We start from the raw sequence: 24,318 nt of genomic DNA, 5'->3' as shown, positions 1-24,318 counted from the left end.
GACACGACCCATGCAGTCCCCCCGCCGCACGCGCACGCTCCGCGCCAAGCGCTTCTCCGACATCGTCGGCGCTTCCCTCGCGCTCGTCGCACTCGCTCCGGCGCTCGCCGTCGTCGCCGTCCTGGTCGCGGCTCGGCTCGGTCGTCCCGTGCTGTTCCGGCAGCCCCGCCCCGGGCTCCACGGCAAGACGTTCACCATCGTGAAGTTCCGCACGATGCTCGAGCCAGACCCCGCGGCCGGCCTCGTCAGCGACAAGGACCGCCTCACGCCGTTCGGTTCGTTCCTGCGGTCGACGAGCCTGGACGAGCTCCCCAGCCTGTGGAACATCCTGCGGGGTGACATGAGCTTCGTCGGCCCCCGCCCGACCCTCTGCCGGTACCTCGACCTCTACACCGCCGAGGAGGCCCGCCGACACGACGTCCTGCCCGGTCTGACCGGTCTCGCCCAGGTCCGTGGCCGCAACGCGCTCCCGTGGCCCGAGCGGCTCCGGTCGGACGTCGAGTACGTCGACACCGTGACCCTCGGCCTCGACCTCCGCATCCTGCTCCGCACGGTCGTCGTGGTGCTCCGCCGCGAGGGCATCGCCGCGGCGGGCCACGTCAGTTCCGACGTCTTCGAGGGGACCGCGGCGATGACGGGTGGATCACGGTGAGGACCGTCTGGATCGTCAACCACTACGCGCACCACCGCGAGCGAGACGGCCGCGCGACCCGGCACCAGCACCTCGCCGCGGGGCTGACCGAGCACGGGTGGCGCACGGTGGTCATCGCCGCCGGCACGGACCACCCTTCCGGCCGCTCCCACCTGCACGGGAGGACGCTGCGCGAGCGCTGGACGGGCGACGGGTACGAGTTCTGCTGGCTCCGCGGAGTCGACCACCGTGGTGCCGGCGCCCGCCGGGCGATCCGTCGCATCGCCGACATCGGCCTGTTCACCGCGCTGCTGCTCCGACCGGGGTCGCTCCGGGGACTCCCCCGACCGGACATCGTGATCGGTGGGTCCTTCCACCCCCTGGCCGCGTGGGGCGCCTCGGTGCTCGCTCGACGGATGGACGTGCCGTTCGTCTTTGAGCCGCGCGACCTCTGGCCGGAGTCAGCCCTCGGGCTGGCGGGCATGACCGAACGGCACCCGGTGGTCCGGCTGCTCCGACGGCTGGAACGGACCGTCGTCCGTCGGGCAGCGCACATCGTCTCCCCGCTCGAGGGCGTCGGCCGGTACTACGCCGACCGCGGTCAGCCCACGCCCTTCACCTGGGTCCCGAACGGTGTCGCGCTCGACGAGCAAGCCGACGAACCCGGCGAGCCCGGTGAACCCGACGCACCCGAAGAGCCCACGGACGAGCCCGACACCGCACTCGCGCCCGCGCCCGCTGACGACCGCTTCACAGTCACCTACATCGGCTCGATGGGGCCGGCGAACGCGCTCGAAGCCGTCCTCGACGGCTTCGACCTCGCCGCCCGCCGGGCCGCCGCGAGCGGCGGCCCGCGTCTGGTGCTCCGCATGGTCGGGGACGGATCGGACGTCAGCGCGCTCCGGGAACGCGCGTCGCGCCTCCAGGCCGGCGTGGACGTGACCTGGGACGGACGGGTGCCGCAGGACGACGCCCGCCGCATCGGACGCCGAGCGGACTGCCTGGTCGTCAACATGCACGACCTGCCGCTCTACCGACACGGTGTCTCGATGAACAAGCAGTACGAGTACATGCTGCTCGGCCGCCCGTTGCTCGTCGGAGCACCCGTCACGCTCGAACCGGTGGCCGCTTCGGCCAGCGGACTGCACGTCCGGCCGGACGACCCCGAGGCGATCGCCGAGGGCATCCGCACGCTCGCGGCGATGCCCGCCGCCGAACGCGAGGCCATGGGTGCCCGCGGCCGCGACCACGTCGTGCGCGAGCACGACTACCGCCGGCTGGCCGGCGTCCTGGCCGGCGTCCTCGACGACACCGTCGCCGCCTGACCATCCCCCGTCCCGTCCCGTCCCGTCCCGTCCGAGGAAACCCGAGCATGCTCCCCGACATCGTCCACGTCTCCAGCGCCCACCCCTGGGTCGACAACCGCGTCCACCTGCGGGAAGCCGCGGCAGCCGCCGACGCCGGTTACCGCGTCCGCCTCATCGCCGTCGAGTCCGACCTCGGCGCCCCACCAACGGCCGTCGAGGTAGTGCGGATCCCACGGCGTGCGCGTGTCCGGCGCATGGTCGTGTCGACGACGCAGGCGCTCACCCTCGCGCTGCGGTCGCGTGCCCGGGTGGTGCACCTGCACGATCCCGAGCTCATCTGGACCATCCCGGTGCTCCGGCTGGCCGGTCGCACCGTCGTCTACGACGCGCACGAGGACCTGCCCGACCAGGTCTGGGGCAAGGACTACCTGACCCACCGGCAGCGTGCTGTGTTCGCGTGGCTCTCGCACGGGCTGCTCCGCGTGGCCGGGACGGCGAACCGGGTGGTGACCGCGACCGAGTGGACCGGACGCCGGTTCCCGGCACCGCGCCGGATCGCGATCCACAACTTCCCCTTCGCGCGTCCGGAAGACGACGCCCAGGTCGGCCTGGAGGCGCGGCCCGCCCTGGTCGCGCACGTCGGGGTCCTGAGTCATGACCGTGGCATCGACGTGCTCGCGTCCGTCGTCGAGGAACCGTCGTTCCCGGCCGGATGGCGGGTCGAGATGGTCGGCTCGATCGACCGGGCGACGTCGACGGAGCGGTTGCGTGCCGCCGAGGCCACCGGCCGGGCTGTGCACGGCGGCGTCGTCGGTCCGATGGAGGCGCGCGACCTGCTCCTCCGCGCCCGGATCGGCGTGGTCCCCTTCCGTCGGACGCCCGTCACCGACCAGATCTTCCCGACGAAGCTGTTCGAGTACCTCGCGGCCGGACTCGCCGTCATCGCCACCGACATCCCCCTGTGGCGGCACCTGTTGCGCGGGGTCGAGTGCGTGACCTTCGTCCCCGCTGACGATCCCACGGCCATCGCCGAGGCGATCCGCCGGTACGCGGACGACCCCGCGCTCCTCGAGCGGCACGGTGCCGAGGCCCGACGGGCTGCCGCGCGGTTCACCTGGGCGCCGGAGGCCGAGCGGCTGGTCGAGATGTACGACGAACTCCTGCCCGGCGTCCGCGCAGCACGATCGACGCCGACGGCCACCCGGTGACGCGGGCGACGATCGACCGGGCCGAGCTCGCACGTCCGGTCGGACGGGTGACGGGCGTGTTCGTCGCGGTCGGGCTCCTCGGCCTCACGATGAACTGGATCTCGGCGAACCTCGTCGCACCGATCTTCTCGTACCTGGGGTACGGCTACGTCCCCGCGCCCTGGCAGGCGCTGCTCGTCGTCATCGTGCTGACGACCGGGGTGGCACTGACGCTCCCCCGGGTGCTCGTCCGGCCGTCGCACGTCGTGCTCTGGACGATCTTCGTGGTGTGCGTGAGCCCGACGATGATCATGAGCATCTCGACCGGGTACGTGTCCACCGCCACGGCGATCGCGCTGAGTGCCGCGGTCGGGACGGCGTTCGCACTGGTCAGCCTGGCCACGCCGAGCGTCGCGACTGCTCCGGCAGCCCGGGTCGAGCCGGCGGACGACGTGCTGGTCATCGGCGCGCGGCGGATCGACCGTGGCACGCTCACCTGGCTGGTGTGCGGCCTCTACTCCCTCGTCACGTACGGCCTGATGGCGGCGACGGTCGGCATCCACATCCGGTTCCTGGCGCTCGACGACATCTACGAGGTGCGTGCCGACTACTCGGCCGACGTCGGGACCGGCGGTGCCCTCGGGTACCTGTTGACCGGTCAGGCGTACGTGATCAACCCGCTGGTCCTCGCGCGCGGCATCTTCCGTCGCCGCCCGTCCCTGGTGGTCCTCGCCTTGGCCGGGCAGTTCCTGCTGTACTCGAGCACCGGGTTCAAGGCGGTCCTGTTCTCGTTCATCGCCGTCCTCGGGATGGCGGTGCTGTTCCGGGGCACGAAGCCGGCGCGGTCGCTCGCCTTCCTCGGTGCGCCCCTCGCGATCATGATCGTCTCCGCGGTCGCCGACGAGGTGCAGGGCGGCATCACCTGGACGTCGGTGTTCACCCGCCGCTTCATGCTGACGCCGGGGCTGCTGTCCTCGGTGTACGTCGACTACTTCTCCGACAACCCCGTCGCCCGGTACGGGTACTCGTTCCTCAGCCCCTGGATCGAGTACCCGTACGATCTGCCGCCGCCGAAACGGATCTCCGACTACCTGGTGCCCGGATCGGTGGGCTACGCGAACGCCAACCTGTTCGCCGACGGGTTCGCGAACCTGGGGTGGATCGGGATCTTCGTCGCGGCGGCTGCGCTGTTCGTCTGGCTGCGGTTCCTCGACGGCGCGAGCCGGGGGCTCCCGATGCGGGTCGCGGCGATGGCAGTGGTAATGCCGAGCATCATGCTCTCGAACACGTCGATCTTCACGGCGATGCTCTCGCACGGGCTGCTGATGGGCACGCTGATCCTGCTGATCGCCCCGCGCAGCGGCTGGGAGCGGGCCACGCCCAGACGGCGGCCCACGCTTCGCGGCGACGATCGGCTGCGAGCACGATCCCGGACCGGGCGCCGCTCGGCACTCGTGGGCGGAGCACCCGCACCCGCGCTGTCACAGGCAGCGGCATCGGCACCGGCACCGATGCTGCTCCGCGCGGTGCCGATGCAGGGCGCGGGGCGCCGCGATGCTGCCGCACGTGCGTGGACCGCTGGCCGGACCGACCGGCGGAAGGTGCCCGGCCGTCGAACAGCTCAGCCCTCGCGGACCAGGAGCACCGCGCCGGCACCGGCCACGACCGCGGTCGTCGTCGCGGCCCAGTCGTTGTCCACGAGCACCAGGTCGTTGGCCGTCTGGCGGCACAGCACCCCGTAGAGCGCACCGCTCTCGACGCTGCCCTCGTACCGGTTGCCCACCAGGTGCCCGCGGTTCTCGGTGGCGCGGACGTCGATCGCGACCGACGTCGCCGTGCCCTGTCGCCGCAGCCCCGCGATCCGGTTGCCGACGAGCGTGATGCCATCGTTCGAGTGGTACAGCGAGAGGCCGCGTCGGACTCCACCCGGGCAGTGGTTGTGCGCGACGATCAGGTGCCGCGTCAGGTAGACGAGGACGGCCCCGTCGCGGTCACCGTCCCCGTAACCGGTCACCGTGTTGCGGAGGACGATGCCGTTCGCCCGTTCGGCGGGGTCGCCGACGGTCTCGCCCGCGCCGCGGATGACGATGCCGGACCCGGGGCCGGACGTCGTGCGGCGGACGACGTTGTCGATGACCGAGCAGTCGAGGGGCGCGTACTTCGTGGCGCCGGCGTTCGTCTCGTCCTTCGAGGGGACGACGGCGATCCCCACCCGGCAGTTCTCGACGAGGTTCCGGAGGATCGCGATGGACTGTCCGCCGTGGGTGTCGATGCCTTCCCACGCGGGGACGTCGGAGACGTGGTTGTCCGCGATGACGATCCGGGCCGAACGTGGTGCGCCGAGGAGTCCGGTGGTGGTCGCCCGGACGGCTTCGATGCCGTACGAGTTCGGGTACGGCGCAGGCTGGGTCACCCGGGCGATGCGGTTGCCGCGCACCGTGCCGTCGGTGCACGAGAACATGAGCACGCCGGCGTAACCGACGTCGGCGATGACGCAGTCCGCGACGGTGAACGCCGCGCAGTGGTCGAGCAGGACACCGTCGTGGGAGAAGTCGCGGATGTCAGCGCCGAGGATCCGGACGTCGCGGAACGGCCGGGTGACGGTGCCGACGACGTGGACACCCCGACCGAGTCCGGAGTGGTCCGACCCGGAACCCCGGAGGACCGCGTCGATGATGGTGACGTCCGACGCGGCGACGGCGACCAGGTCGATGTCGCGCGTGGTGGAGAGCGATCCGCCGACGAACCGGATCGTCATCGCGCGGTCGATCCGCAGCGGCTCGGACAGCACCCAGTGCCGGGTCACGACGAGCACGGCACCCGCGTCGGTGGCCGCGACGGCGTCCTGCAACAGGGCGGCCCCGGCGTCGGTCGCCGTCCGGGCCGTGTCCGCTGGCGCGGGACTCGAGCGCCCGGACGCGGCGGCCGGCCGGGTCCCGGTGGCCAGAAGCGCTGCGGGGATCGCTCCGGCCGCGCCGAACAGCGCACCCCGGCGGCTGACGACCGACCGGGGTGTCCGGAGCGGCGTCACCGCCCGACTGCTTCCGGCATCGGCGAGGCGCCGGACAGCGAGCGGTACAGGTCGAGCAGGACGTGCTCTTCGTGGTCCCACCGGAAGTGTTCGAGCACCAGGGCGCGGCCGGCTTCGGCGTGCCGTCGCAGCAGGTCAGGATCGCCGTCGTACCGGCGGAGTGCGGCCACGACGGCTTCCGGGTCGCCCGGTGGCACCCACGTCGCGCAGTCGGCGCCGTCGAGCAGCTCCCGCCAGAGCGGGACGTCGGTGGCGACGACCGCCAGTCCGGCCGCCAGGTACTCGAAGAGCTTCGTGGGGATCGACGCCGCGTAGGCCGGCGTCGGCAGGAGTGGGAGGAGCCCGACGCGAGCCGTGACCAACAGGTCGCGGGCCGCGTGCGGTGCCAGGACGCCCCGGTGGTCGATGCGCCCGGTGTCGACCAGTGCGTCGAACGCACCGCGGTCGACCGCCGAGTCGATCGGACCGGCGGTGATCACACGCCAGCCGTCCGGGAGCCCGGGTGAGGCCGCGACGCCGGTCAGGACGTCGATCCCCCGGTCGCGGCTCATCGACCCGAGGTAGACGGCCACCTGACCACGAGCAGCGGCCGGCGGGGCGTCGGTGTCCTGGGCACGGAGCCGTGGGACGTTCCGGACCAGGACGGTCCGGTCGGCGCGGAAGCGGCGCGCGATGGTCGGCGTCGCGGCCACCACGGTGCGTGACCGGCGTGCGAGGGCCACTGCCGCGTGCGCCGCAACCGTGCTGCCACGGCGGGCGACGGGGCCGAGGTACTCCTTGCCCCGCACCTGCTCCGGCAGGTCTTCGTGGGCGTCGTACACCACCGTCCGGTGCAACACACGCAGGAGCGGGAGCGCCCAGAGCAGTTCGGGGTCGTGCAGGTGCACGATCGGCGCACGTGACGAGAGTGCCGCCCCGATGACCTGGACCGAGGACACCAGGACCCGCCGCCCGCGACGCCGAGCCGGGATGCGTCGGACGTACACCCCCGTCTCGGGATCGGGCAGGTGCCAGTCCGGATCAGCGCCGGCACCGGCGGCAGCGACGGCGACCAACGCCGTGCGGTACCCGGCACGCGCTGCGCTCGCCGCAGCACGGAGGTGCACTCGGTTGTCGGTCCATGGGTGCGCGCTCGAGACGTGGACGATGTCGAACGGACGCGGTCGAGAAGCCATGCACCGAAACTATGGGTCCGTTCACCCACGACGCGAGTTATCTACATGTCATATTTTCGTCGTCGTCTGGTAGCCCGTCGACCGCTTGCGCCACGGTCGTGGATCCGGGCGGCCCGGAGGACCATGAGGAGCACCGCCGCGTACGAGATCGCCATCGCCGAGGCGAGCGACAGGAGCACGACGGGCATCGGCGCACCGAGCAGCGACGGCACGAGCACTGCCGAAGCGGACAGCGCGAGCCGTGCTCCGTCCCAGGCCAGTTGTGCTCCCTGCCGCTGTAGCATCGACAGCACCTGCGTGACCGGCGACACCGCGACCTGGATCGCGAAGGCCGGGACGAGCACCTGTGCGTACGTCCCCGAGACGGCCCACTCCGGGCCGAACACCGTCGAGAACACCGCCGGGCCGAGGAGCACGACCACCACCGCGGCCACCGCCCCGGCGAGCGCCAACCGCACGACGAGGCGGACCAGCAGCCCGCGGACCGGATCGGCCGAGCGGATGCGGAGTCCGAACGCCCCGGCGGCGTACTGCGCGGTGGCGTCGGCGACCATGCCGACGGGCGCACCGAGCACCCGCATCGTGAGGGCGACGAAGCCTGCGGCGACGCTGCCGTGCAGGGCCGCGATGAGCAAGCCCGGCGCCTGCTGTCCGACGACGTTCAGCATCGAGGACCACGGCGTGATGACGAGGAACCGTCGGTGGTGATGGGCAGCGGCCGAGAGCGCCCGAGGGGTGATCCGCTCGCCGTCGCCCCGCCGGAACCGGACCATCCCGAGCACGGCCGCGATCCGGCCGACCGCCAGGCCGCCCACCAGCCCGACCGGACCGGCCGCGGCCATCGCCAGGTTCCAGACGGACTGGCCGATGCCCTGACAGGCGTTGCGCACGGCGATGGACCGGTGCTGCTGCCGCCGCGCGAGCACGGCCGAGGCGATCCGTTGCACCCCCACTGCGACGACCGTCACGGGGACGGTCCACCACAGGTCTTCGAGGGCCGGTGCGGTGAACCACCGTGCCGCGTCGTCGCGGAGGCCCCAGGCAGCCCAGGTGGTGCCGGCACCGACGACGAGCGTCGAGAGCAGACCGAGTGTGACCAGCGCGCTGGTCGTCGACCGGTCGTGTGCGACGACCAGCGCACGGTCGGTGCCGAGCGTCGCTCCGGCTCCGAGGATGCTCGCGACCGCCGTGACGACCGCGAGCGTGCCGAAGTCCGCCGGGGTGTAGAGCCGGGTCAGCAGCGGTGAGATCGCCACGACCAGGCCCTGTCCGAGGATCGTGCCGACGAGGATCGTCGCGATCGCCGGGAGGCGCCGCCGGGGCGAGGGCCGCACGGCGTCAGGCCACGGCGACCACGGGCGGAGCGCCGATCGTGGTCACCGTGGCGGAGGCCCACCGCGCGGCGTCGAGGATGCGTCGGCCGTCGACGACCGTCCGGACGCCGGGCAGCCGGGACTCGTCCCACGTCGCGTACTCGGCGTGGTCGGCCTGCACGACCGCTGCGTCCACCGCTCCGCCGTCGACGTGGGGCTCGAAGCCGAGGTTGCGGAGCTCGTCGTCGGAGTACAGCGGGTCGGACACGGTCACGACCGCGCCGTGCGCCCGGAGCGCGTCGACGGTGCCGAACACCCCGGAGAACGCGGTCTCCTTGACGCCGCCGCGGTACGCAGCACCGAGGACCACCACGTGCTGGCCCCGCAGGTCCCCGTGCAGGCGCTCGAGGAGGTCGACCGCGTGCGCCGGCATCGAGACGTTCCGTGCACGAGCGGCGCGGACGACCGTCGCCTCCGGGTCGTTCCAGAGGTACAGCCGGGGGTACACCGGGATGCAGTGACCGCCGACGGCGATCCCGGGCCGGTGGATGTGGCTGTACGGCTGGGAGTTGCAGGCGTCGATGACCGCGGCGATGTCGATGGACTGCCGTTCGGCGAACCGGGCGAACTCGTTCGCCAGCGCGATGTTGACGTCGCGGTAGGTGGTCTCGGCGAGCTTCGCGAGCTCGGCGGCCTCGGCGGTGCGGAGGTCCCAGACGCCGTTCGGCCGACCGAGATCGTCGCGCTCGTCGAACTGCAGCACCGCTTCGTAGAAGGCCCGGCCGCGCGCCGAGCCCTGGTCGGAGAGACCACCGACGAGCTTCGGGTAGCGCCGGAGGTCGGCGAACACCCGGCCGGTCAGGACCCGCTCCGGCGAGAACACCACGTGGAAGTCCTGCCCCTCGACGAGTCCGGAGCGCGCCTCGAGCCGGGGTGCCCAGCGACCGCGGGTCGTCCCGACCGGCAGCGTCGTCTCGTACGCGACCAGGGTGCCGGGTCGCAGGTGGTCGCCGATCGTGTCGGTGGCGGCGTCCATCCAGCCGAAGTCGGGGATGCCGTCGGCATCGACGAAGAGCGGCACGACGACCACGACGACGTCGGCGCCGGGGATCGCTGCCGCGGCGTCCGTGGTCGCGCGGAGCATCCCTGTGGGGACCACCTCACGCAGGCCGTCGGCGAGCCCGTGCTCGCCGGGGAACGGCTCGGTCGCAGCGTTCACGGCGTCGACCACCCCGCTCGCGACGTCGAGGCCCGTGACGTGTGCACCGGACCGTGCGTACTGGACAGCGAGCGGGAGCCCGATCTTGCCGAGACCGACGACGACGACGTTCATGCTGCTGCTCCTTCGGCGTCCGTGCCGAGCTGCACGGTCTGCTGGATCCGCGAGGACTCGAGGACGGCCTCGGCGACGAGCACCGTCCGGAGGCCGTCGCGGAGGGTGACGATGTCCGACGGCCGCCCGAGCACGGCGTCGCGGAACGCCTCGTGTTCGACCAGGAGCGGCTCGCGCTTGGTGATGGCGAACCGGGTACTGGCCCCCTCGGACACACCCCGGAACGCGGCGACCTGGTCCCACTCGGTCTGGACGGTGCCGTTCGCGTGGAAGGTCAGGTCGGCGGTGAGGGTGTCGGCGACGAACGTGCCGCGGTCACCGGTGACGACCAACAAGCGCTCCTTGTACGGGGTGAGCCAGTTCACGAGGTGCGAGGTCAGGGTGCCGTCGGCCAGGCGTCCGGTCACGGTGACGAGGTCCTCGTGGGGACGCCCGCTCTTGGTGCCCGCGAGCGCTCCGACGTGGACGAACGGTGACCGGGCGATCCACGACGTCGAGTCGATGTCGTGCGTGGCGAGGTCCTTCACGACGCCGACGTCCGCGATCCGTGCGGGGAAGGGCCCCTGGCGACGCGTGACGATCTGGTAGACGTCGCCGAGCTCACCGGCGTCGAGCCGCTGTCGCAGCGCCTGGAGCGCCGGGTTGTAGCGCTCGATGTGGCCCACGGCACCGACGAGTCCGGCGCGGTCGAAGCCGGCCACGAGGCGCGCGGCAGCCGGACCGTCGACCGCGACGGGCTTCTCGATCAAGGCGTGCACCCCCGCCGCGGCGAGTTCCAGACCGACGGCTTCGTGGTGCGCCGTGGGGACCGCGACGACCGCAGTGTCGAGCCCGAGTGCGACGAGCTCACCGACGGACCGGACGACCGGCACGCCCTGGGCGACGTCGTGCGGGTCACCGAGGGCATCGGCGACGCCGACGAGCTCGACCCCCTCGAGCGACCGGAGGACCCGGGCGTGGTGCCGCCCCATCATCCCGAGGCCGATGACCCCGGCTCGCAGCACGCCGCTCATCGTCCGGCCCCGGCGAGGGTGTTGACGGCCTCGACGACGCGGTCGAGCTGCGAGAGCGTCAGGGTCGGGTAGACGGGGAGCGCGAGGACCTCGGACGCGGCACGCTCGGTCTCGGGCAGGTCGAGGTCGTGTGCGAACGACGGGAGCCGGTGCACGGGCGTCGGGTAGTAGACCCCGGTCCCGATGCCGAACTCGGAGCGCAGTGCGGCCGCGAAGCCGTCGCGGTCGGACGGCACCCGCACGACGTACTGGTGGAAGACGTGCTCGGCTCGGGGGTCGGTCGTCGGTGTCACCACCCCGTCGAGTTCACGGCTGAAGTAGGCCGCGTTCGCCTGGCGCTGTGCGGTCCACCCGAGCACCTTGCGGAGCTGCACACGCCCGATCGCGGCGTGGATGTCGGTCATCCGCGCGTTGAAGCCGATGACCTCGTTCGCGTAGCGCTGCTCCATGCCCTGGTTCCGCAGCAGCCGGAGCATCCGGTCGACCGCGGCGTCGCGGGTCGAGACCATGCCCCCTTCGCCCGCGGTCATGTTCTTGGTGGGGTAGAGGCTGAACGCCGCGGCGTCGGACGAGCTGCCGACGCGCGTGCCGGCCCACCGGGCTCCGTGCGCCTGCGCAGCGTCCTCGACGACGAGCAGGTCGTGCTCCTCGGCGATCCGGGCGATCGCGGTCATGTCGGCCGGGTGCCCGTAGAGGTGTACCGGCATGACCGCGCGGGTCGCCGGGGTGACGGCGGCCCGGACAGCCGCCGGGTCCACGCAGTAGGTCAGGGGATCGATGTCGACGAACACCGGCTCGGCGCCGACGAGTCGGACCGCGTTCGCCGTGGCCGCGAAGGTGAACGAGGGCACGATGACCTCGTCACCCGGACCGATGCCGAGCGCGACGAGCGCCAGGTGCAGTGCAGCGGTGCCGCTGTTGACCGCGGTGACCGAGGCTCCGGCGACGAGGACGTCGCCGAACTCGCGTTCGAAGGCCGCGACCTCGGGGCCCTGCGCGAGACCACCCCCTTCGAGGACGGCATCGACGGCGCGGCGTTCCTCGAGGCCGATGAGGGGCTTCGCCGCGGGGATGAGTTCCAGTGTGGTGGTCAACGGATCGCCTCGATCGTGTCGGTGGTCTCGGAGTGGAGGAAGCGGTCACCGGTCTCGGTGCAGACCAGCGTGCGGTCGTCGATCTGCGCCAGCCGTCGGCCGGTCCGGCTCACCCAGCCGATGCGGCGGGCGGGAACCCCGGCGACGAGCGCGTGGTCCGGGACGTCGTGGACGACGACGGCGCCGGCCGCGACCATCGCCCACCGGCCGATGCGGATGGGGGCGACGCAGAGCGCCCCGGCGCCGATCGACGCGCCGTGCTCGACGACGACGGCCGTGGGCCGCCAGTCGTCGGCGTCCTGCACGGAACCGTCCGGGTTGATCGCCCGCGGCGTGTTGTCGTTGGTGAGGACGGCACCGGGGCCGATGAAGACACCGTCGCCGACGACCGCCGGTCCGTAGACCAGGGCGCCGTTCTGGATCTTGCAGCGCGCACCGATGCGGACACCGGCGCCGATCGTGACGCCGCGGCCGACGAGGGTCTCGCTGCCGACGGACGCGTGCGCCTCGACGTGGGAGTCGTCCCAGATGCGGACCCCGGGAGCGACGGCCGCCGAGGGCGACACGACGGCTGCCGGGGCGATGAACGCCGTCGGGAGGGTGGGACTGGGGGTCATGGGTGCGCTTCCGGATCAGGCGCGGCGGGACCTCCGCTGCCGGACCACCATACGATATACCGGTACGACATATCAAGTGTGATGATCGCGAGTGCGATGCAATGGCACCGCAGCCCTGTCGCCGGACGCCGGTAGTGTCGTCCCGTGCGATGGAGTCGAGTGAACTGGCCCTCCGTTGGCTACGTCTCCCTCGAGGACTTCGACGGCCAGCGCGAACACGTGACCCGGTTGCTCGAGGACGCCCCGCCCACGGTCGCCGCGCTCCTGACCGTCAAGTGGACCGACTCGCGGATCGAACGCTGGGTCGTGGAGTCCGCCGACGCCGTCGTCGACCCGGACGCCGACGAGGACGACGTGACGACCCCCGTCGACCTGCCGGGGCACGGTGTGCCCGACCCGGTCGTCGTGCACGCCGACATCGTGGTCCGCAACGACGAGGTCCTCGACACCCCGAGTGGCCTGTGGCGTCGCTGGAACCACGCCAGGGTGTCGCTCCGGCTCCGGGACGCCGTCATCGACCCGCCGACTGTCGACGCCGCAGCGCTGCTCGCCGGTGACGCCCACGTCGCCCGGGGCGAGCTCGAGTACCTGAACGAGCACGACGCCTGGGAACTCCGCCTGCTGATCTCACCCGTCGGCGAAGTCGCGATCCGGTTCCGGGGCGTCCGGGTGGCGATCCGGAGCGTCGCCGAGAGCGTGTACGCCGACCTCGAGGCGCGCCCGGCACGCGGCTGGCACGGCCCGGTGCCGGACGGCTGGGTCGAGTGGACGACCGAGGTGGTGCGGGCAGCGGCCTACGGCGACCTCGGCGGACTGCACCTGGCCGACGACGCGAGCGACGTCGACGACGTCGACCCCCGCTGGGGCTTCGCCCCGCTGCACGCCGCCGCGTGGTTCGACCACCCCGAGATGCTCGAGGAACTCCTGCGCCGCGGCGCGACCCTGCAGCTGGAGGACACCGAGGGGCGGACGCCGCTGACGCTGGCGATCGACCGCGACGCGCGACGGGCGGTCGACGTGCTGGTCGGAGCGGGTGCCGACCTGGAGGCCCGTGACGGCGACGGCAACGCCCCGATCGTCCGCGCTGCGTGGGGTGGGCACGCCGCGATCGTGCGTGCGCTCGCCACCGCGGGCGCGGACACCAGGGCGCGCGGGTCACGGGGCGCGACGCTGCTGATCGCGGCCGTCGACTCCGGCGACCTCGACACCGTCCGGGTCGTGCTGTCGCTCGACGTCGACCGGGACGCCGTCGACGACGAGGGCTCGACCGCCGCAGACCGCGCGGAGCTGCTCCGCGAGACGGCCGTCGCCGACCTGCTCACCGCGGCCTGAGCGCAGTCCGCACCACGGCCCGTGCCCCGGCCACGTGCCGGGCACGCGGAAGCGCGGCGGACGGGAGCAGGGCCTCCCGTCCGCCGCGCGCCTGCGGGATCGACCGCCCTAGACGGTGACCTGCTCGATGGCGTTCGCCTGCGCGACCCGCCCGTACCAGCGGGCGGAGTCCTTCGGCGTGCGCTCGAAGGTCTCGCGATCCCACGCGACCAACCCGAACGTCGGGCGGAAGCCGGAGGCCCACTCGTAGTTGTCCAGGAGCGACCAGTGCTGGTAGCCGAGGACCTCGATGCCGTCCTCGATGCAGCGGTGGATGCCCTCGAGGGCGCCCTGCGTGTAGGCCTGCCGGCGGGAGTCGTCGGCGGTGGCGATGCCGTTCTCGGTGATCATCAGCGGGACGCCGCCGGAGAGCTCCCACGCGCTGCGGAGCCCGTCGGCCGAGGCCTCGGGGTAGAACTCCCAGCCGGTCAGGGTGGTCTCGACGTCGTCGGACACGGGCAGGGGCCCGTCCGGACCGATGAACGTGCGGGTGTAGGCCTGCACGCCCAGGAAGTCGTCGCCGGCGGCCTGCTCGAGGTACCAGTCGTCGCGCGGGTACCCGTACTCGCGGAGCATGGCGTCCGCCCCGGGCTCACCGGACGACTTGAAGGCCTGCGTCGCGATGGTCCACCCCGACTGGAGGCCCGACACCTGTGACAGGACCTCGCGCGACCGCTTGTGGCTGGCCAGCAGAGCATCGGCGACGCCCAGGTCCGGGTTCGGCAGGCCGAACGCCACCAGGTTGGCCGCGTCCTCGCCGCCCGCGAGCATGGCCGCGATGTTCGGCTCGTTGATCGTGCAGACGTAGCGAACACCGTCCTGCACCACGGGGAGCGCGGCCTCGGTGTAGCGGGCGAACAGGTCGGCGGCGTCGGGTGCCCGCCAGAAGCCGTCGCGTTCGAACCAGCGCGGCACGGTGAAGTGCATGAGGGTGACGATCGGCTCGATGCCGAACTCGTGGCAGGCATCGACCATGCGGCGGTAGTGGTCGACCTCGGCACGGCTGACGAACCCGCGCTCGGGCTCGATGCGGGCCCACTCGATGCTGAACCGGTAGGAGTTCAGCCCGAGCTCGACCGCGATGCGGATGTCCTCGCGGTACCGGTGGTAGCTGTCCGCCGCGTCGCCCGAGGGCTCGACGATGGTGGTGTCCGGCTCGTGCTCGTGCACCCACCAGTTGCTGTTGACGTTGTTGCCCTCGATCTGGTGGGCGGCGGTGGCGGCACCCCAGAGGAAGCCGTCGGGGAACTGCAGCGTGGAGATGATGGTGCCTTTCAGTGCTTGTTCGAGTCAGTGCTGGCTCAGGAATGCGTCGAAGACGGCGACCGTCCCGAGCGGGTTCTCGACCTGGGGGCCGTGGTAGCTCGCGGGGATGACGACGTACTCGGCCCCGGTCTGCTCGGCCATCACCCGCTGCCACGGGATCGGCCAGGCGTTGTCCCACTCGCCGTGGGCGACGAGGACCGGCAGGCCGGTGGCGCGCAGGGCGTCGGAGGCGTCGGTGTGGTCCTCGAGGATGTGGCCACCGGCGACGACGCTGAGCGGGCTCGTCGCGTCGAAGCGGTCTCGGACCATCCGGACGTCGTCGGGCAGCTCGGCGTCGGGGCGGTACGCCCAGAGCGGGTTCGTCGAGTCGAACAGCTGCCGGAGGTTCCCGCCGGTGTCGTGCAGGATCGTCAGTTCGGCGACCTTGCGGTACGGCCACCCGTGCGGCCCGGAGCAGAACTGCACGACGTCGCGGAACGCCGTCGGGTCCTGGATCGCGGCGGCCCGGACGATCACACCGCCGAGCGAGTGCCCGACCAGGTGCACGGGGGCACCGTCGTCGAGCAGGCGCGCGACCCGGACGACGTCGGCGGCTTCTTCGTCGAGGGAGTAGTCCCGCGGCTCGGTCGGCGCTGCCGAGTCGGCCTGACCACGCCGGCTGATCGCGACCGCGGTCCACCCGGCGTCGCGGAGCACGGGCAGGAAGGTCCGCCAGTCCTCCTTCGAGCCGGTGTAGCCGGGGACGATGAGCACGGTGCCCTTCGACACCCCCTCGGGCACGATCCGGTAGGCCGTGAGCCGCCCGACCGGGACGTCGATCCCGACGACGTCGACGCCGTCCGGGGTGGGCAGGTGCCCGAACGGCGGGACCGTCGGGAAGTCGTGCAGGTTCGTCATGCGCGCAGGGTCCTCCGCGGGTTGGGAACAGCGTCGAGGAGGGCGATCGTGTACGGGTCCTGCGGGTCCTGCAGCACCTGGGCCGTGTGCCCCCGCTCGACCACGGCGCCCTCGTGGAGCACCATGATGTCGTCCGTGATGAGCCGCGCACTCAGCAGGTCGTGCGTGATGTAGAGGAGCGAGACGCCCCACTGCTCGCGGAGGTCCTCGAGCAGTGCGAGCACACCGGCGCGCAGCGTCACGTCGAGCATGGACACCGGCTCGTCGGCGATGATCACCTGCGGGTCGCTCGCGAGCGCCCGGGCGATCACCACGCGCTGCCGCTGCCCGCCGGAGAGCTGGTGCGGGAGCTTCTGCGCGAACTGCTCGACGGGGGTGAGCCCGACCGTCTCGAGCAGCTCGAGCACCCGGCGCCGGGCATCGCGGCCGGTCAGCCCGGTGTAGTTCGCGATCGGCCGGGACAGCGTGTACTCGACCGTGTGCAGCGGGTTGAGCGCCGAGTACGGGTCCTGGAAGACCATCTGCACCTCGGAGCGGAGGTCCCGCAGGCCGCGCTTGCCGAGGCGGGCGACGTCGAGGTCCCCGAACCGGACCGTGCCGGTGGTCGGCTTCTCGACGCCGGTGAGCAGCTTCGCGATGGTCGACTTGCCCGAACCGGACTGGCCGACCAGGGCGAGCGACTGCCCGGGCTCGAGGGTGAACGACACGTCGCGCACGGCCTGCACCGGCTGCTCACCGCGGCGGGGAGCCGGGTAGGTCTTCACGATGTGGTCGACGACGATCGGGTTGCGGGCGGCACTGCGCTCGCGGGAGCCGACGGTGCTGAACGACGAGGTCGTCTCCTGCCGCTTCTCGCCGGCCTCGGCGCGGAGCGAGCGGTCCGGGAAGCCCGGCAGCGACACCACCTCGGCGCGGGGGTCGGCGTAGTGCGACAGGAGCATCTGCGTGTACTCGTCCTGCGGGTCGCGGAGGATCTCGCGGGAGCCGCCATCCTCGACGATCCGGCCCTCGTGCATGACGAGGACGCGCTCGGTGGCCTCGAGGACGATGCCGAGGTCGTGGCTGATGAGGATCGCCGTGAAGCCCTCGCTGCGCTGGAGCTCGATGATCGTGTCCATCACGGCGTGCTGCACGAGGACGTCGAGCGCCGTCGTCGGCTCGTCGAACACCATGAGCTGCGGCTCGAGCGAGAGCGCCAGCGCGATGGAGACGCGCTGCCGCATGCCGCCGGAGAGCTCCCCGGGGAACCGGGCGAGCATCGAGGTCGGCAGCTTCACCTTCTCGATGAGCTCCTTCATCCGGGCGTCCCAGCGGTCGCGCGACACGTGGCCGTGCGCCTTGAAGACGTCGATGAAGTGGTTCCGGATGGTGCGCACCGGGTTGAGCGCGTTCATGCCGGACTGCAGCACCATCGCGAAGCCGCCCTGCCGCTGCTGGCGCAGGGCTTCGTCGTCGAGGTCGCGGATGTCCTTGCCCGCGAAGACGATGCTGCCGCCGTTCGTGCGCGCCGGCGGCTTCTGCAGCCGGGTCAGCGCGTAGCCGAGCGTCGACTTGCCGGAACCGGACTCGCCGACCAGGCCGACGAACTCACCCTTCTTGAGCTGGAACGACACGTGGTCGACGGCCTGGACGGCCGTCTGGCCGGCCGATTCGTAGACGACCGACAGGTCGCGGACGTCGAGCAGGACGGAGGCGTCGCCCTGGTCGTGACGTGCGTCGGACTGGAGGCCCGTGGCGGCGCCGGTGGGCGCCTCTCCCCACCGGCTCGGCCGGCCCGCCGCTGACGCGTCGGTCCGGTACCGGCGGCGTGGGCCCAGGCCGTCTGCCGGGTGCGTTTCTGGCAAGCCGCTCATGCGCGCTTCTCCTTACGGGGCCGTGCGCCGTCGCGCAGCCGCGGGTTGGACACGGCGTCGACGCCGAAGTTGATCAGGGTGAGGCTCATCGCGAGCAGCGCGATGCAGAGACCCGGCGCGAAGAGCAGGATCCACTGCCCGGTGAGGAGCGCGTTCGAGTTCTGCGCCCAGTACAGGATCGTGCCCCAGCTGACGATCGACGAGTCGCCGAGTCCGAGGAACTCGAGGCCCGCCTCGGCGAGGATGGCGCTGGTGGCGGCCCCGAAGAAGCTGCCGACGATGAGGCTCGTCATGTTCGGCAGGATCTCGCGGAACACGATGCGGGTCGCGCCCTCACCGGAGAACTGGGCGGCGGTGACGAAGTCCCGACCGCGCAGCGACTGCGTCTGCGAGCGGAGCACGCGAGCGCCCCACGCCCAACCGGTCACGACGATGACCGCGATGATCACCGCGATGCCGCCGTTCTGCAAGTAGGCGGCGATGACGATCATCAGGGGCAGACCCGGGATGACGAGGAACAGGTTCACGATGAACCCGATGACCTCGGCGATCCAGCCGCGGACGTAGCCCCAGCTGAGGCCGATCGCGACGGCGACGAGCGTGGACAGGATGCCCGCGACCGCGCCGACCATGACCGAGATGCGGGCGCCGTAGATGATCTGGGACAGGACGTCCTCGCCGGCGGCGGTGGTGCCCATCCAGTGGTCGGGCGTCGCGTCGGCGGACCGGGCGAAGCCGTTCTGGCTGGCGCCGTACGGGGCCAGGAGCGGGGCGAAGATCGCCACGAACACGAAGACGCCGAGGATGATGATGCCGATCCGGGCCTTCTTGTTCGACCAGACGACGCCGAACTGGCGGGCTGCGGCGCGGAGCTTGCTCGGCGCCTGGGCTGCTTCTTCTTGCGTGCGGACTGCGACTGTGGCGTCCGGGGTGGTGGTGTTGGTCATCGACGCGTCCTCGGGTCCAGGACGCCGTACATGACGTCCACGATGAAGTTGGCGATGAGCACCGACACGGTGATCATCAGGAAGAGGGCCTGCATGAGCGGGTAGTCCTGCCCGATGACGGCGTTGAACAGCAGGTAGCCGATGCCCGGGTAGCCGAAGACCTGCTCGACCAGGACGGAACCGCCGACCACGCCACCGAGCGCCAGACCGAAGCCGGTCAGGTTCGGCAGGATCGCGTTGCGGGCCGCGTAGCGGATGGCGACGGTGCGCCCGCGGAGGCCGTTGGCCTCGGCGAAGGTCACGTAGTCGTCACCGAGGGTGTTGATCATCGCGTTGCGCATGCCGATGATCCAGCCGCCGAGGCTCGTCACCAGGATCGTGACCGCCGGCAGCACCGCGTGCTGCAGGGCGTCACCGAAGAACGCACCGTTCAGGCCGGGCGTCGTCGTGGCCGAGTAGGCACCCGTCGTCGGGAACCAGTGCAGCACGTAGCCGAGGAAGAACAGCAGCAGCAGGGCGGTCCAGAAGTACGGGAACGTCGACATGAAGCTGCCCGACAGGGTGGGCAGCGAGTCGAGCCAGGTGCCGCGCTTCCACGCCGCCGCGACACCGATCAGGGTGCCGAGGACGAAGGCCAGGATCGTGACGACCCCGACGAGGATCAGCGTGTACGGCAGGGCCTTCGACACGAGGTCACCGACGGGCTGCGGGTAGAACGTGTAGCTGACCCCGAAGTCGAGGGTGATGACCTGGTGCAGGTAGCTGACGTACTGGTCCCACAGGTTGCCGGTGGGGACGCCGAGCTGGGCTTCGACGGCGTTCTTGGTGGCCTCCGTGACGGGGCCGTTCCGGCTGAGCTTCGCCAGGGCGGCATCCGACGGGCTGCCCGGCATGAGACGCGGAAGCAGGAAGTTCAGCGTGACCGCGGCCCAGAGGGTCAGGACGAAGAGGACGAGTTTCTGGAGGATGTACTTCACTTCTGGTCCTCCTGCTCCGCAGCCTTCTGCTCCTGCAGGATCTGCTTGCCCGCGGCGCTGTCGCGCAGCCGGAGCTTCGTGAAGATGAGCAGCGGTGCGGAGTCGTAGTTCTGCGGTGCCATGTAGGGGTCCTTCGCACTCGGCCAGCCGACGAACTTGCCGGTGTTGAACAGGCCCCAGAGCCCGCCGTAGTACATGCCGATGACGGGGAGCTCGTCGTACACGGTCTGCTGCAGTTGGTCGAGGATCTCCTGCTGCTTCGCGGTGTCCGTCGTCGCCTTGTACTCGTCGAGGAGCTTCTGGGTGTCGGCGTTCTTGTACCGCTCGTAGTTGTTGACGGTCGACTTGCCGACGGGCTGGTAGAACTCGCTGCTGAGCAGGGAGTTGAACGCCTGGTAGACGTCACCGTTGCCCATGCCGCCCATCGCCATGTCGAACTCGCCGTTGTTGATCGACTGCTGGTACCCGGCGGGCTGTGGTGCGCTGATGGTCACGTCGACGCCGATCGCGGCGAGGTTCTTGCGGACCTCCTGCGCCGCGCGGAGCCAGTCGGAGTAGCCGTTGGCCGTGGTGATCGTGATCGACAGCTGCTTGCCGTCCTTGACGAGCTTCCCGCCCTGTTCCACGTACCCGGACTTCGCGAAGTTCGCCTTCGCGGCCTCGAGGTCCTGGGTGATCATGCCCTGGTCGGGGATGTCCGGGTTGAGGTACCGCTCCTGGTTCGGCAGGATCAGGCCGGTCTGGCCCGCCGCCGCCAGGTTGCCCTCGGACGCCGTCTCGGCGATGGCGTCGCGGTCCAGCGCGAGCGAGATGCCCCGGCGGACGTTGACGTCGTTGAACGGCGCCTTCGTGAGGTTCGGGATGAGGCCGATCACACCGCCGGCCGGGAACCACCACTCGTTCGTCTTCGACGCGGCGCCCCAGGTGCCCTTGACGTCGGAGATGAACGAGTACGCCCAGTCGTAGCCGCGGGTGACGGTGTCGAGCTGCGTGTTCGTCGCCGGCAGGATGAGGTGCTTGATGGCGATCTTGTCGGCCTGCCAGTACTTCGGGTTCTTGTCCATCGAGTACTGCTGGTCGGTGTAGTTGCCGAGGACGAACGGCCCGGTGCCGACCGGGTTCGGGTCGCGCCAGGTCGTCGGGTCCTTCACACCGCTCCAGTGGTCCTCACCCAGGATGTACGTCTGCCCGATGATCGTCAGGCTCGGGACGTCCTCGCCCTTGAGGTGGAAGACGACGTGGTCGCCGTCCTGCTCGATGCTCTTGATGTGCTGCCAGGCGCCCTTGACGTCCATGGCGGGGAACTTCTTGAGCAGGTCGAAGGTGAAGACGACGTCCTTCGCGCTGAACGGCGAACCGTCCGACCACTCGACGCCCGAGCGGATCGTCATGTCGATCGTCTTCGCATCGGGCTGGCTCCATGCGCTGGCGAGCCACGGGTTGCGCTTGCCGTCGAGGGGGTTCACCTCGATGAGGGGCTCGTACATCCACTTGGAGGCCGTCCGGGCGTTGGTGATGTACGGGTTGAAGTTGCGGTCGAACAGCGGGTTGCCGCGGTCCGCGTTGATGAGCATCGTGTCCTTGCCGATGGTGGGATCGGGTTCGGAGCGGACCTGGATGCTGCAGCCGGTGGCCACGAGGGCCACTGCGGCGAGGCCGGCGATGGCCGCGACGAGGCGGCCTCGGCGGCGGGGGCCTGGGTCACGCGTGCCGCGCGTGCGCTGTGGGGGAAGCGTCATTGCTCGGTCGACCTCCATGTCGATTCGGTACGTGCTCAATGTATGCGCTTACATCGTGGCGTGCAACTGCGGGTGTTGTTTCGCGGGGCGGCACGGTGCGAGGTGTCGTCGGCGCGGGGCGTCGCACGGTGCGAGGGTCGTCGCGCGTGGTGCGAGGTTCCGTCCGTGGTGCGAGGTCGCGAGGCTCGCACCGAACACGGAACCTCGCACCACACGCCCCTCGCACGGTGCGGCCTCGCGACGGCACGCACGCCTACAGCGCGGGCGGGCAACTCTCGCGCAGCAGCACCTCGACGGGCAGGCGCACGGCGCGCGGCGGCCCCTCGCGACGTTCGAGCCGGTCGACGATCGCCAGGACGGCAGCACGCCCGAGCGCCCCCATCGGCTGGTGCACCGTCGTCAGGCGCGGCGACGAGAACCGACCGGCGTCGATGCCGTCGAACCCGGTCACGACGAGGTCCTCGGGCACGCGGAGCCCCCGGGCAGCGGCGGCGTCGAGCACCCCGAGGGCGGACTGGTCGTTCGAGCAGACGACGGCGCGCGGGACGTCGTCGGCCAGCAGCGACACCGCGAGCTCCCGCGCCCGGGCCCGGCCGAAGTCGCCGTGCACGGTGCGCACCGCCGAGGCCGGCACCCCGTGGTCGGCCAGCGCCGCGCGGAACCCCGCCGAGCGCTCCATGTCGTCGGGCGAGTCGATCGGCCCTGCGACGTAGGCGAGTGACCGGATCCCCAGGCGCCCGATCACGTGCGACGCCAGGGTCCGCATGCCCGCGGCGTTGTCCACGCTCACCGAGTCGAACCCGTGCGAGCGCCGGTCGTCGGCGAGCACCACGACGGGGATGCGGCGGGCGACGTGCTCGAGCAGGTCGTCGGGCACGGTCTGCGCCAGCACGGCGAGCCCGTCGACCCGGCCGGCGACGTCGTTCACGATGACGTCGCGCGACGAACCCCGCCCGGCGGCGACCATGAGCGCGAGCCCCCGCTGCCAGGCCTCGGTCTCGGCACCGCGCAGGACCTCGTCGAAGTACAGGTTGGACGAGAACGGCTGCGTCACGTGCCGCCGGTCGTCGACCACGCGGACGCCGCCGTCGGTGACCAGGTCCGGCCGCTCGTCGGGCACCACGTCGAACCCGGGCAGCAGCAGTCCAACGACGCCGGTGCGCTTGCCGGCGAGGGCGCGGGCATTGCCCGACGGGACGTAGCCGAGGCTCCGGATCGCCGCCTGCACGCGGTCCCGGGTGCCCTCGCGGACGGCGTCGGGCGTGCGGAGCACGCGCGAGACGGTGGCGATGGAGACGCCGGCCGCAGAGGCGACGTCGTAGACCGTGGGAGGTGCGGTGCGCTGGTCGGCCAACCCGTGCCTCCCCTTCGACGTCCGCTGGTGCCGCGCCTCGCGCTGTGCGGCCGGACCATCCTAGGCATGCCGTGTCCCGGGAGTTCTCCACACGGTGCCGGAAACGCTTGCGGGACAGCGGGGGTCGCGCGACACTGTTCCGACCTCAGTACGTCCCGTGAGGAAGCGCACCAGCGGGCCGCGTGCCCGCACCGATCAGGTTGCCCACACACAGGGGAAGGACACGACATGTCACAGTCGACACGTTCCGGGAGCAAGCTCGCACTCCGCGCGAGCCACGACGAGGCCGAGGTGCGCGACGCGCTGCTCGAACGCACGGATTCGATCCGCACGTTCGACGACCTCGACGCACCGCAGGAGACGACGGACCTGCGGTAGCGGCTCGCGCCCGGCCTCCCCCCGGACACGGCCAGGAGGCCCGGGCAGGCGCCCGCAGACCGCTCACGTCCGCGCGCACTCAGCGCTCGGTCGCGCCCACGATCGTCATGCCTGCCCCGCGCAGGCGTCGGCGCTCCTGCGCGATCCAGCTGAGGAGCCGGTCGTTCGTGCCGGCGACGTGCGCGGCGACGAGTTCCGCTGCGCGGTCCGCGTCCCCGTCGCGCACGGCGTCGATGATGGCGCTGTGCTCGTCCCAGGCAGCGTCGCGTGCCTCGGGCGTGCGGACCTCGATCCAGCGCGTGCGCTCGAGCCGCGTCAGGGCGTCGGCGATGGCGTCGGTGACGAACCGGTTGCCACCGAGCGCGGCGAGGTCGAGGTGGAACGTCGACCCCATGCGGATGCCGGCCTGCTGGTCGGGGGTGGGCTGGAGCGCGTCGAGGTGCCCGCGGACCTCGGCCAGCTGCTCGGGGGTGGCACGCTGGACGGCCAACCGCACGGCAGCGGGCTCGAGGATGCCGCGGAGTTCGGCGAGCGAGGCGATCTCGTCGAGGTCGATCGGGGTGACCGTCCACGAGCGGCCCTCGTGCAGGATGAGTCCCTCGCGCTCGAGCCGCGACAGTGCGGCGCGGACCGGCGTGCGCGAGGCGTGGAACCGTGCCTCGAGCCCCCGCTCCGAGATGCGCTCCCCCGGTGCGATGTCGAGGGTCAGGATGGCTGCGCGCAGGTTGTCGTAGAGCTGGGCCGTCTGCGACACGGGCGCGGCGTCGGTCGTGTCGGTCACGGCGGACAAGCCTAGCGGCGTGACGGCGGGAATGGTATACCGTTCTGGTATACC

The 24,318-nt window shown here is 71.6% G+C and carries 20 protein-coding genes; 5 read left to right on the top strand and 15 right to left on the bottom strand.

Annotated elements, in window-relative coordinates; all coding sequences use genetic code 11:
• Positions 1–10 precede the first annotated feature (10 nt).
• Genes DEJ21_RS12635 through DEJ21_RS12625 form a run of 3 tightly spaced genes read left to right on the top strand, consistent with a single transcriptional unit; the run spans position 11 to position 3,146 of the window.
• On the top strand, positions 11–652 hold the full coding sequence (locus DEJ21_RS12635; protein ID WP_111224797.1) for a sugar transferase: 642 nt from the start codon (positions 11–13) through the stop codon (positions 650–652).
• Positions 649–1,956: a glycosyltransferase family 4 protein gene (locus DEJ21_RS12630; RefSeq protein ID WP_181435869.1), complete on the top strand. Its 1,308-nt coding sequence runs from the start codon at positions 649–651 to the stop codon at positions 1,954–1,956. The genes DEJ21_RS12635 and DEJ21_RS12630 overlap by 4 nt, the downstream gene beginning before the upstream one ends.
• Positions 1,957–2,003: 47 nt before the next feature.
• A complete protein-coding gene (locus DEJ21_RS12625; RefSeq protein ID WP_111224795.1) occupies positions 2,004–3,146 on the top strand; it encodes a glycosyltransferase in 1,143 nt (380 codons plus the stop codon).
• Positions 3,147–4,746: 1,600 nt separating this feature from the next.
• Here DEJ21_RS12625 and DEJ21_RS12620 read toward each other — a convergent pair.
• From DEJ21_RS12620 to DEJ21_RS12590, 7 genes are read right to left on the bottom strand one after another with little or no spacing between them, the layout of a single operon-like run.
• Positions 4,747–6,156: a right-handed parallel beta-helix repeat-containing protein gene (locus DEJ21_RS12620; RefSeq protein ID WP_111224794.1), complete on the bottom strand. Its 1,410-nt coding sequence runs from the start codon at positions 6,154–6,156 to the stop codon at positions 4,747–4,749.
• Positions 6,153–7,331 carry a glycosyltransferase gene (locus DEJ21_RS12615; protein WP_111224793.1) on the bottom strand — a complete coding sequence of 393 codons (1,179 nt, stop codon included), beginning with the start codon at positions 7,329–7,331 and terminating at the stop codon, positions 6,153–6,155. The genes DEJ21_RS12620 and DEJ21_RS12615 overlap by 4 nt, the downstream gene beginning before the upstream one ends.
• A 41-nt stretch (positions 7,332–7,372) precedes the next feature.
• Positions 7,373–8,665, bottom strand: coding sequence for a lipopolysaccharide biosynthesis protein (locus DEJ21_RS12610; RefSeq protein WP_111224792.1), 1,293 nt, complete (start codon positions 8,663–8,665; stop codon positions 7,373–7,375).
• Positions 8,666–8,669: 4 nt separating this feature from the next.
• Positions 8,670–9,977 carry a nucleotide sugar dehydrogenase gene (locus tag DEJ21_RS12605; RefSeq protein ID WP_111224791.1) on the bottom strand — a complete coding sequence of 436 codons (1,308 nt, stop codon included), beginning with the start codon at positions 9,975–9,977 and terminating at the stop codon, positions 8,670–8,672.
• Complete coding sequence (locus tag DEJ21_RS12600; RefSeq protein ID WP_111224790.1) at positions 9,974–10,990, bottom strand: Gfo/Idh/MocA family protein; 1,017 nt, start codon at positions 10,988–10,990, stop codon at positions 9,974–9,976. The genes DEJ21_RS12605 and DEJ21_RS12600 overlap by 4 nt, the downstream gene beginning before the upstream one ends.
• The gene (locus tag DEJ21_RS12595) at positions 10,987–12,084 is read right to left on the bottom strand and encodes a DegT/DnrJ/EryC1/StrS aminotransferase family protein (RefSeq protein ID WP_111110425.1); all 1,098 of its coding nucleotides are present in this window, start codon (positions 12,082–12,084) and stop codon (positions 10,987–10,989) included. The genes DEJ21_RS12600 and DEJ21_RS12595 overlap by 4 nt, the downstream gene beginning before the upstream one ends.
• Complete coding sequence (locus DEJ21_RS12590; RefSeq protein ID WP_111224789.1) at positions 12,081–12,701, bottom strand: acyltransferase; 621 nt, start codon at positions 12,699–12,701, stop codon at positions 12,081–12,083. Before DEJ21_RS12590 ends, DEJ21_RS12595 begins: the two co-directional genes overlap by 4 nt.
• A gap of 144 nt (positions 12,702–12,845) precedes the next feature.
• On the opposite strand from DEJ21_RS12590, the gene DEJ21_RS12585 reads away from it, so the two are divergent.
• Positions 12,846–14,033: an ankyrin repeat domain-containing protein gene (locus DEJ21_RS12585; RefSeq protein WP_146247764.1), complete on the top strand. Its 1,188-nt coding sequence runs from the start codon at positions 12,846–12,848 to the stop codon at positions 14,031–14,033.
• A 108-nt stretch (positions 14,034–14,141) separates the two neighbouring features.
• Here the strand turns inward: DEJ21_RS12585 and DEJ21_RS12580 are convergent, their stop codons facing one another.
• From DEJ21_RS12580 to DEJ21_RS12550, 7 genes are all read right to left on the bottom strand, one after another.
• Positions 14,142–15,338 (bottom strand): glycoside hydrolase family 1 protein, encoded by a 1,197-nt coding sequence (locus DEJ21_RS12580; protein WP_111224787.1) that lies wholly within the window; start codon positions 15,336–15,338, stop codon positions 14,142–14,144.
• 24 nt (positions 15,339–15,362) lie between these two features.
• Entirely contained in the window at positions 15,363–16,235 is an 873-nt protein-coding gene (locus DEJ21_RS12575; RefSeq protein WP_111224786.1) for an alpha/beta fold hydrolase, read from the bottom strand.
• Positions 16,232–18,088 carry an ABC transporter ATP-binding protein gene (locus DEJ21_RS12570; protein WP_111224785.1) on the bottom strand — a complete coding sequence of 619 codons (1,857 nt, stop codon included), beginning with the start codon at positions 18,086–18,088 and terminating at the stop codon, positions 16,232–16,234. The genes DEJ21_RS12575 and DEJ21_RS12570 overlap by 4 nt, the downstream gene beginning before the upstream one ends.
• The gene (locus DEJ21_RS12565) at positions 18,085–19,035 is read right to left on the bottom strand and encodes an ABC transporter permease (RefSeq protein ID WP_111224784.1); all 951 of its coding nucleotides are present in this window, start codon (positions 19,033–19,035) and stop codon (positions 18,085–18,087) included. The genes DEJ21_RS12570 and DEJ21_RS12565 overlap by 4 nt, the downstream gene beginning before the upstream one ends.
• The gene (locus DEJ21_RS12560) at positions 19,032–20,012 is read right to left on the bottom strand and encodes an ABC transporter permease (RefSeq protein ID WP_111224783.1); all 981 of its coding nucleotides are present in this window, start codon (positions 20,010–20,012) and stop codon (positions 19,032–19,034) included. The genes DEJ21_RS12565 and DEJ21_RS12560 overlap by 4 nt, the downstream gene beginning before the upstream one ends.
• Positions 20,009–21,769: an ABC transporter substrate-binding protein gene (locus DEJ21_RS12555; RefSeq protein ID WP_258375042.1), complete on the bottom strand. Its 1,761-nt coding sequence runs from the start codon at positions 21,767–21,769 to the stop codon at positions 20,009–20,011. Before DEJ21_RS12555 ends, DEJ21_RS12560 begins: the two co-directional genes overlap by 4 nt.
• A gap of 235 nt (positions 21,770–22,004) precedes the next feature.
• Positions 22,005–23,105 carry a LacI family DNA-binding transcriptional regulator gene (locus DEJ21_RS12550; protein ID WP_071250632.1) on the bottom strand — a complete coding sequence of 367 codons (1,101 nt, stop codon included), beginning with the start codon at positions 23,103–23,105 and terminating at the stop codon, positions 22,005–22,007.
• A gap of 228 nt (positions 23,106–23,333) precedes the next feature.
• Here DEJ21_RS12550 and DEJ21_RS18260 point away from each other — a divergent pair, with 228 nt between their 5' ends.
• A complete protein-coding gene (locus tag DEJ21_RS18260) occupies positions 23,334–23,483 on the top strand; it encodes a hypothetical protein (protein ID WP_155896754.1) in 150 nt (49 codons plus the stop codon).
• 79 nt (positions 23,484–23,562) lie between these two features.
• Here the strand turns inward: DEJ21_RS18260 and DEJ21_RS12545 are convergent, their stop codons facing one another.
• Entirely contained in the window at positions 23,563–24,264 is a 702-nt protein-coding gene (locus DEJ21_RS12545; RefSeq protein ID WP_231564062.1) for a GntR family transcriptional regulator, read from the bottom strand.
• Positions 24,265–24,318: the final 54 nt, after the last annotated feature.

The organism is Curtobacterium sp. MCSS17_006, assembly GCF_003234215.1.
GTDB lineage: Bacteria > Actinomycetota > Actinomycetes > Actinomycetales > Microbacteriaceae > Curtobacterium > Curtobacterium flaccumfaciens.
Note: the sequence above shows the minus strand (reverse complement) of the source record. Positions and strands in the feature narration are given on the sequence as shown.

What these genes read in the sequence shown, in the direction of transcription:
- DEJ21_RS12625 (WP_111224795.1), top strand. Translation starts at nt 2,004, where the DNA reads ATGCTCCCCGACATCGTCCACGTCTCCAGCGCCCACCCCTGGGTCGAC.
- DEJ21_RS12600 (WP_111224790.1), bottom strand. Translation starts at nt 10,990, where the DNA reads ATGAGCGGCGTGCTGCGAGCCGGGGTCATCGGCCTCGGGATGATGGGG.
- DEJ21_RS12615 (WP_111224793.1), bottom strand. Translation starts at nt 7,331, where the DNA reads ATGGCTTCTCGACCGCGTCCGTTCGACATCGTCCACGTCTCGAGCGCG.
- DEJ21_RS12565 (WP_111224784.1), bottom strand. Translation starts at nt 19,035, where the DNA reads ATGACCAACACCACCACCCCGGACGCCACAGTCGCAGTCCGCACGCAA.
- DEJ21_RS12605 (WP_111224791.1), bottom strand. Translation starts at nt 9,977, where the DNA reads ATGAACGTCGTCGTCGTCGGTCTCGGCAAGATCGGGCTCCCGCTCGCT.
- DEJ21_RS12570 (WP_111224785.1), bottom strand. Translation starts at nt 18,088, where the DNA reads ATGAGCGGCTTGCCAGAAACGCACCCGGCAGACGGCCTGGGCCCACGC.
- DEJ21_RS12555 (WP_258375042.1), bottom strand. Translation starts at nt 21,769, where the DNA reads ATGGAGGTCGACCGAGCAATGACGCTTCCCCCACAGCGCACGCGCGGC.
- DEJ21_RS12590 (WP_111224789.1), bottom strand. Translation starts at nt 12,701, where the DNA reads ATGACCCCCAGTCCCACCCTCCCGACGGCGTTCATCGCCCCGGCAGCC.
- DEJ21_RS18260 (WP_155896754.1), top strand. Translation starts at nt 23,334, where the DNA reads ATGTCACAGTCGACACGTTCCGGGAGCAAGCTCGCACTCCGCGCGAGC.
- DEJ21_RS12635 (WP_111224797.1), top strand. Translation starts at nt 11, where the DNA reads ATGCAGTCCCCCCGCCGCACGCGCACGCTCCGCGCCAAGCGCTTCTCC.
- DEJ21_RS12575 (WP_111224786.1), bottom strand. Translation starts at nt 16,235, where the DNA reads ATGACGAACCTGCACGACTTCCCGACGGTCCCGCCGTTCGGGCACCTG.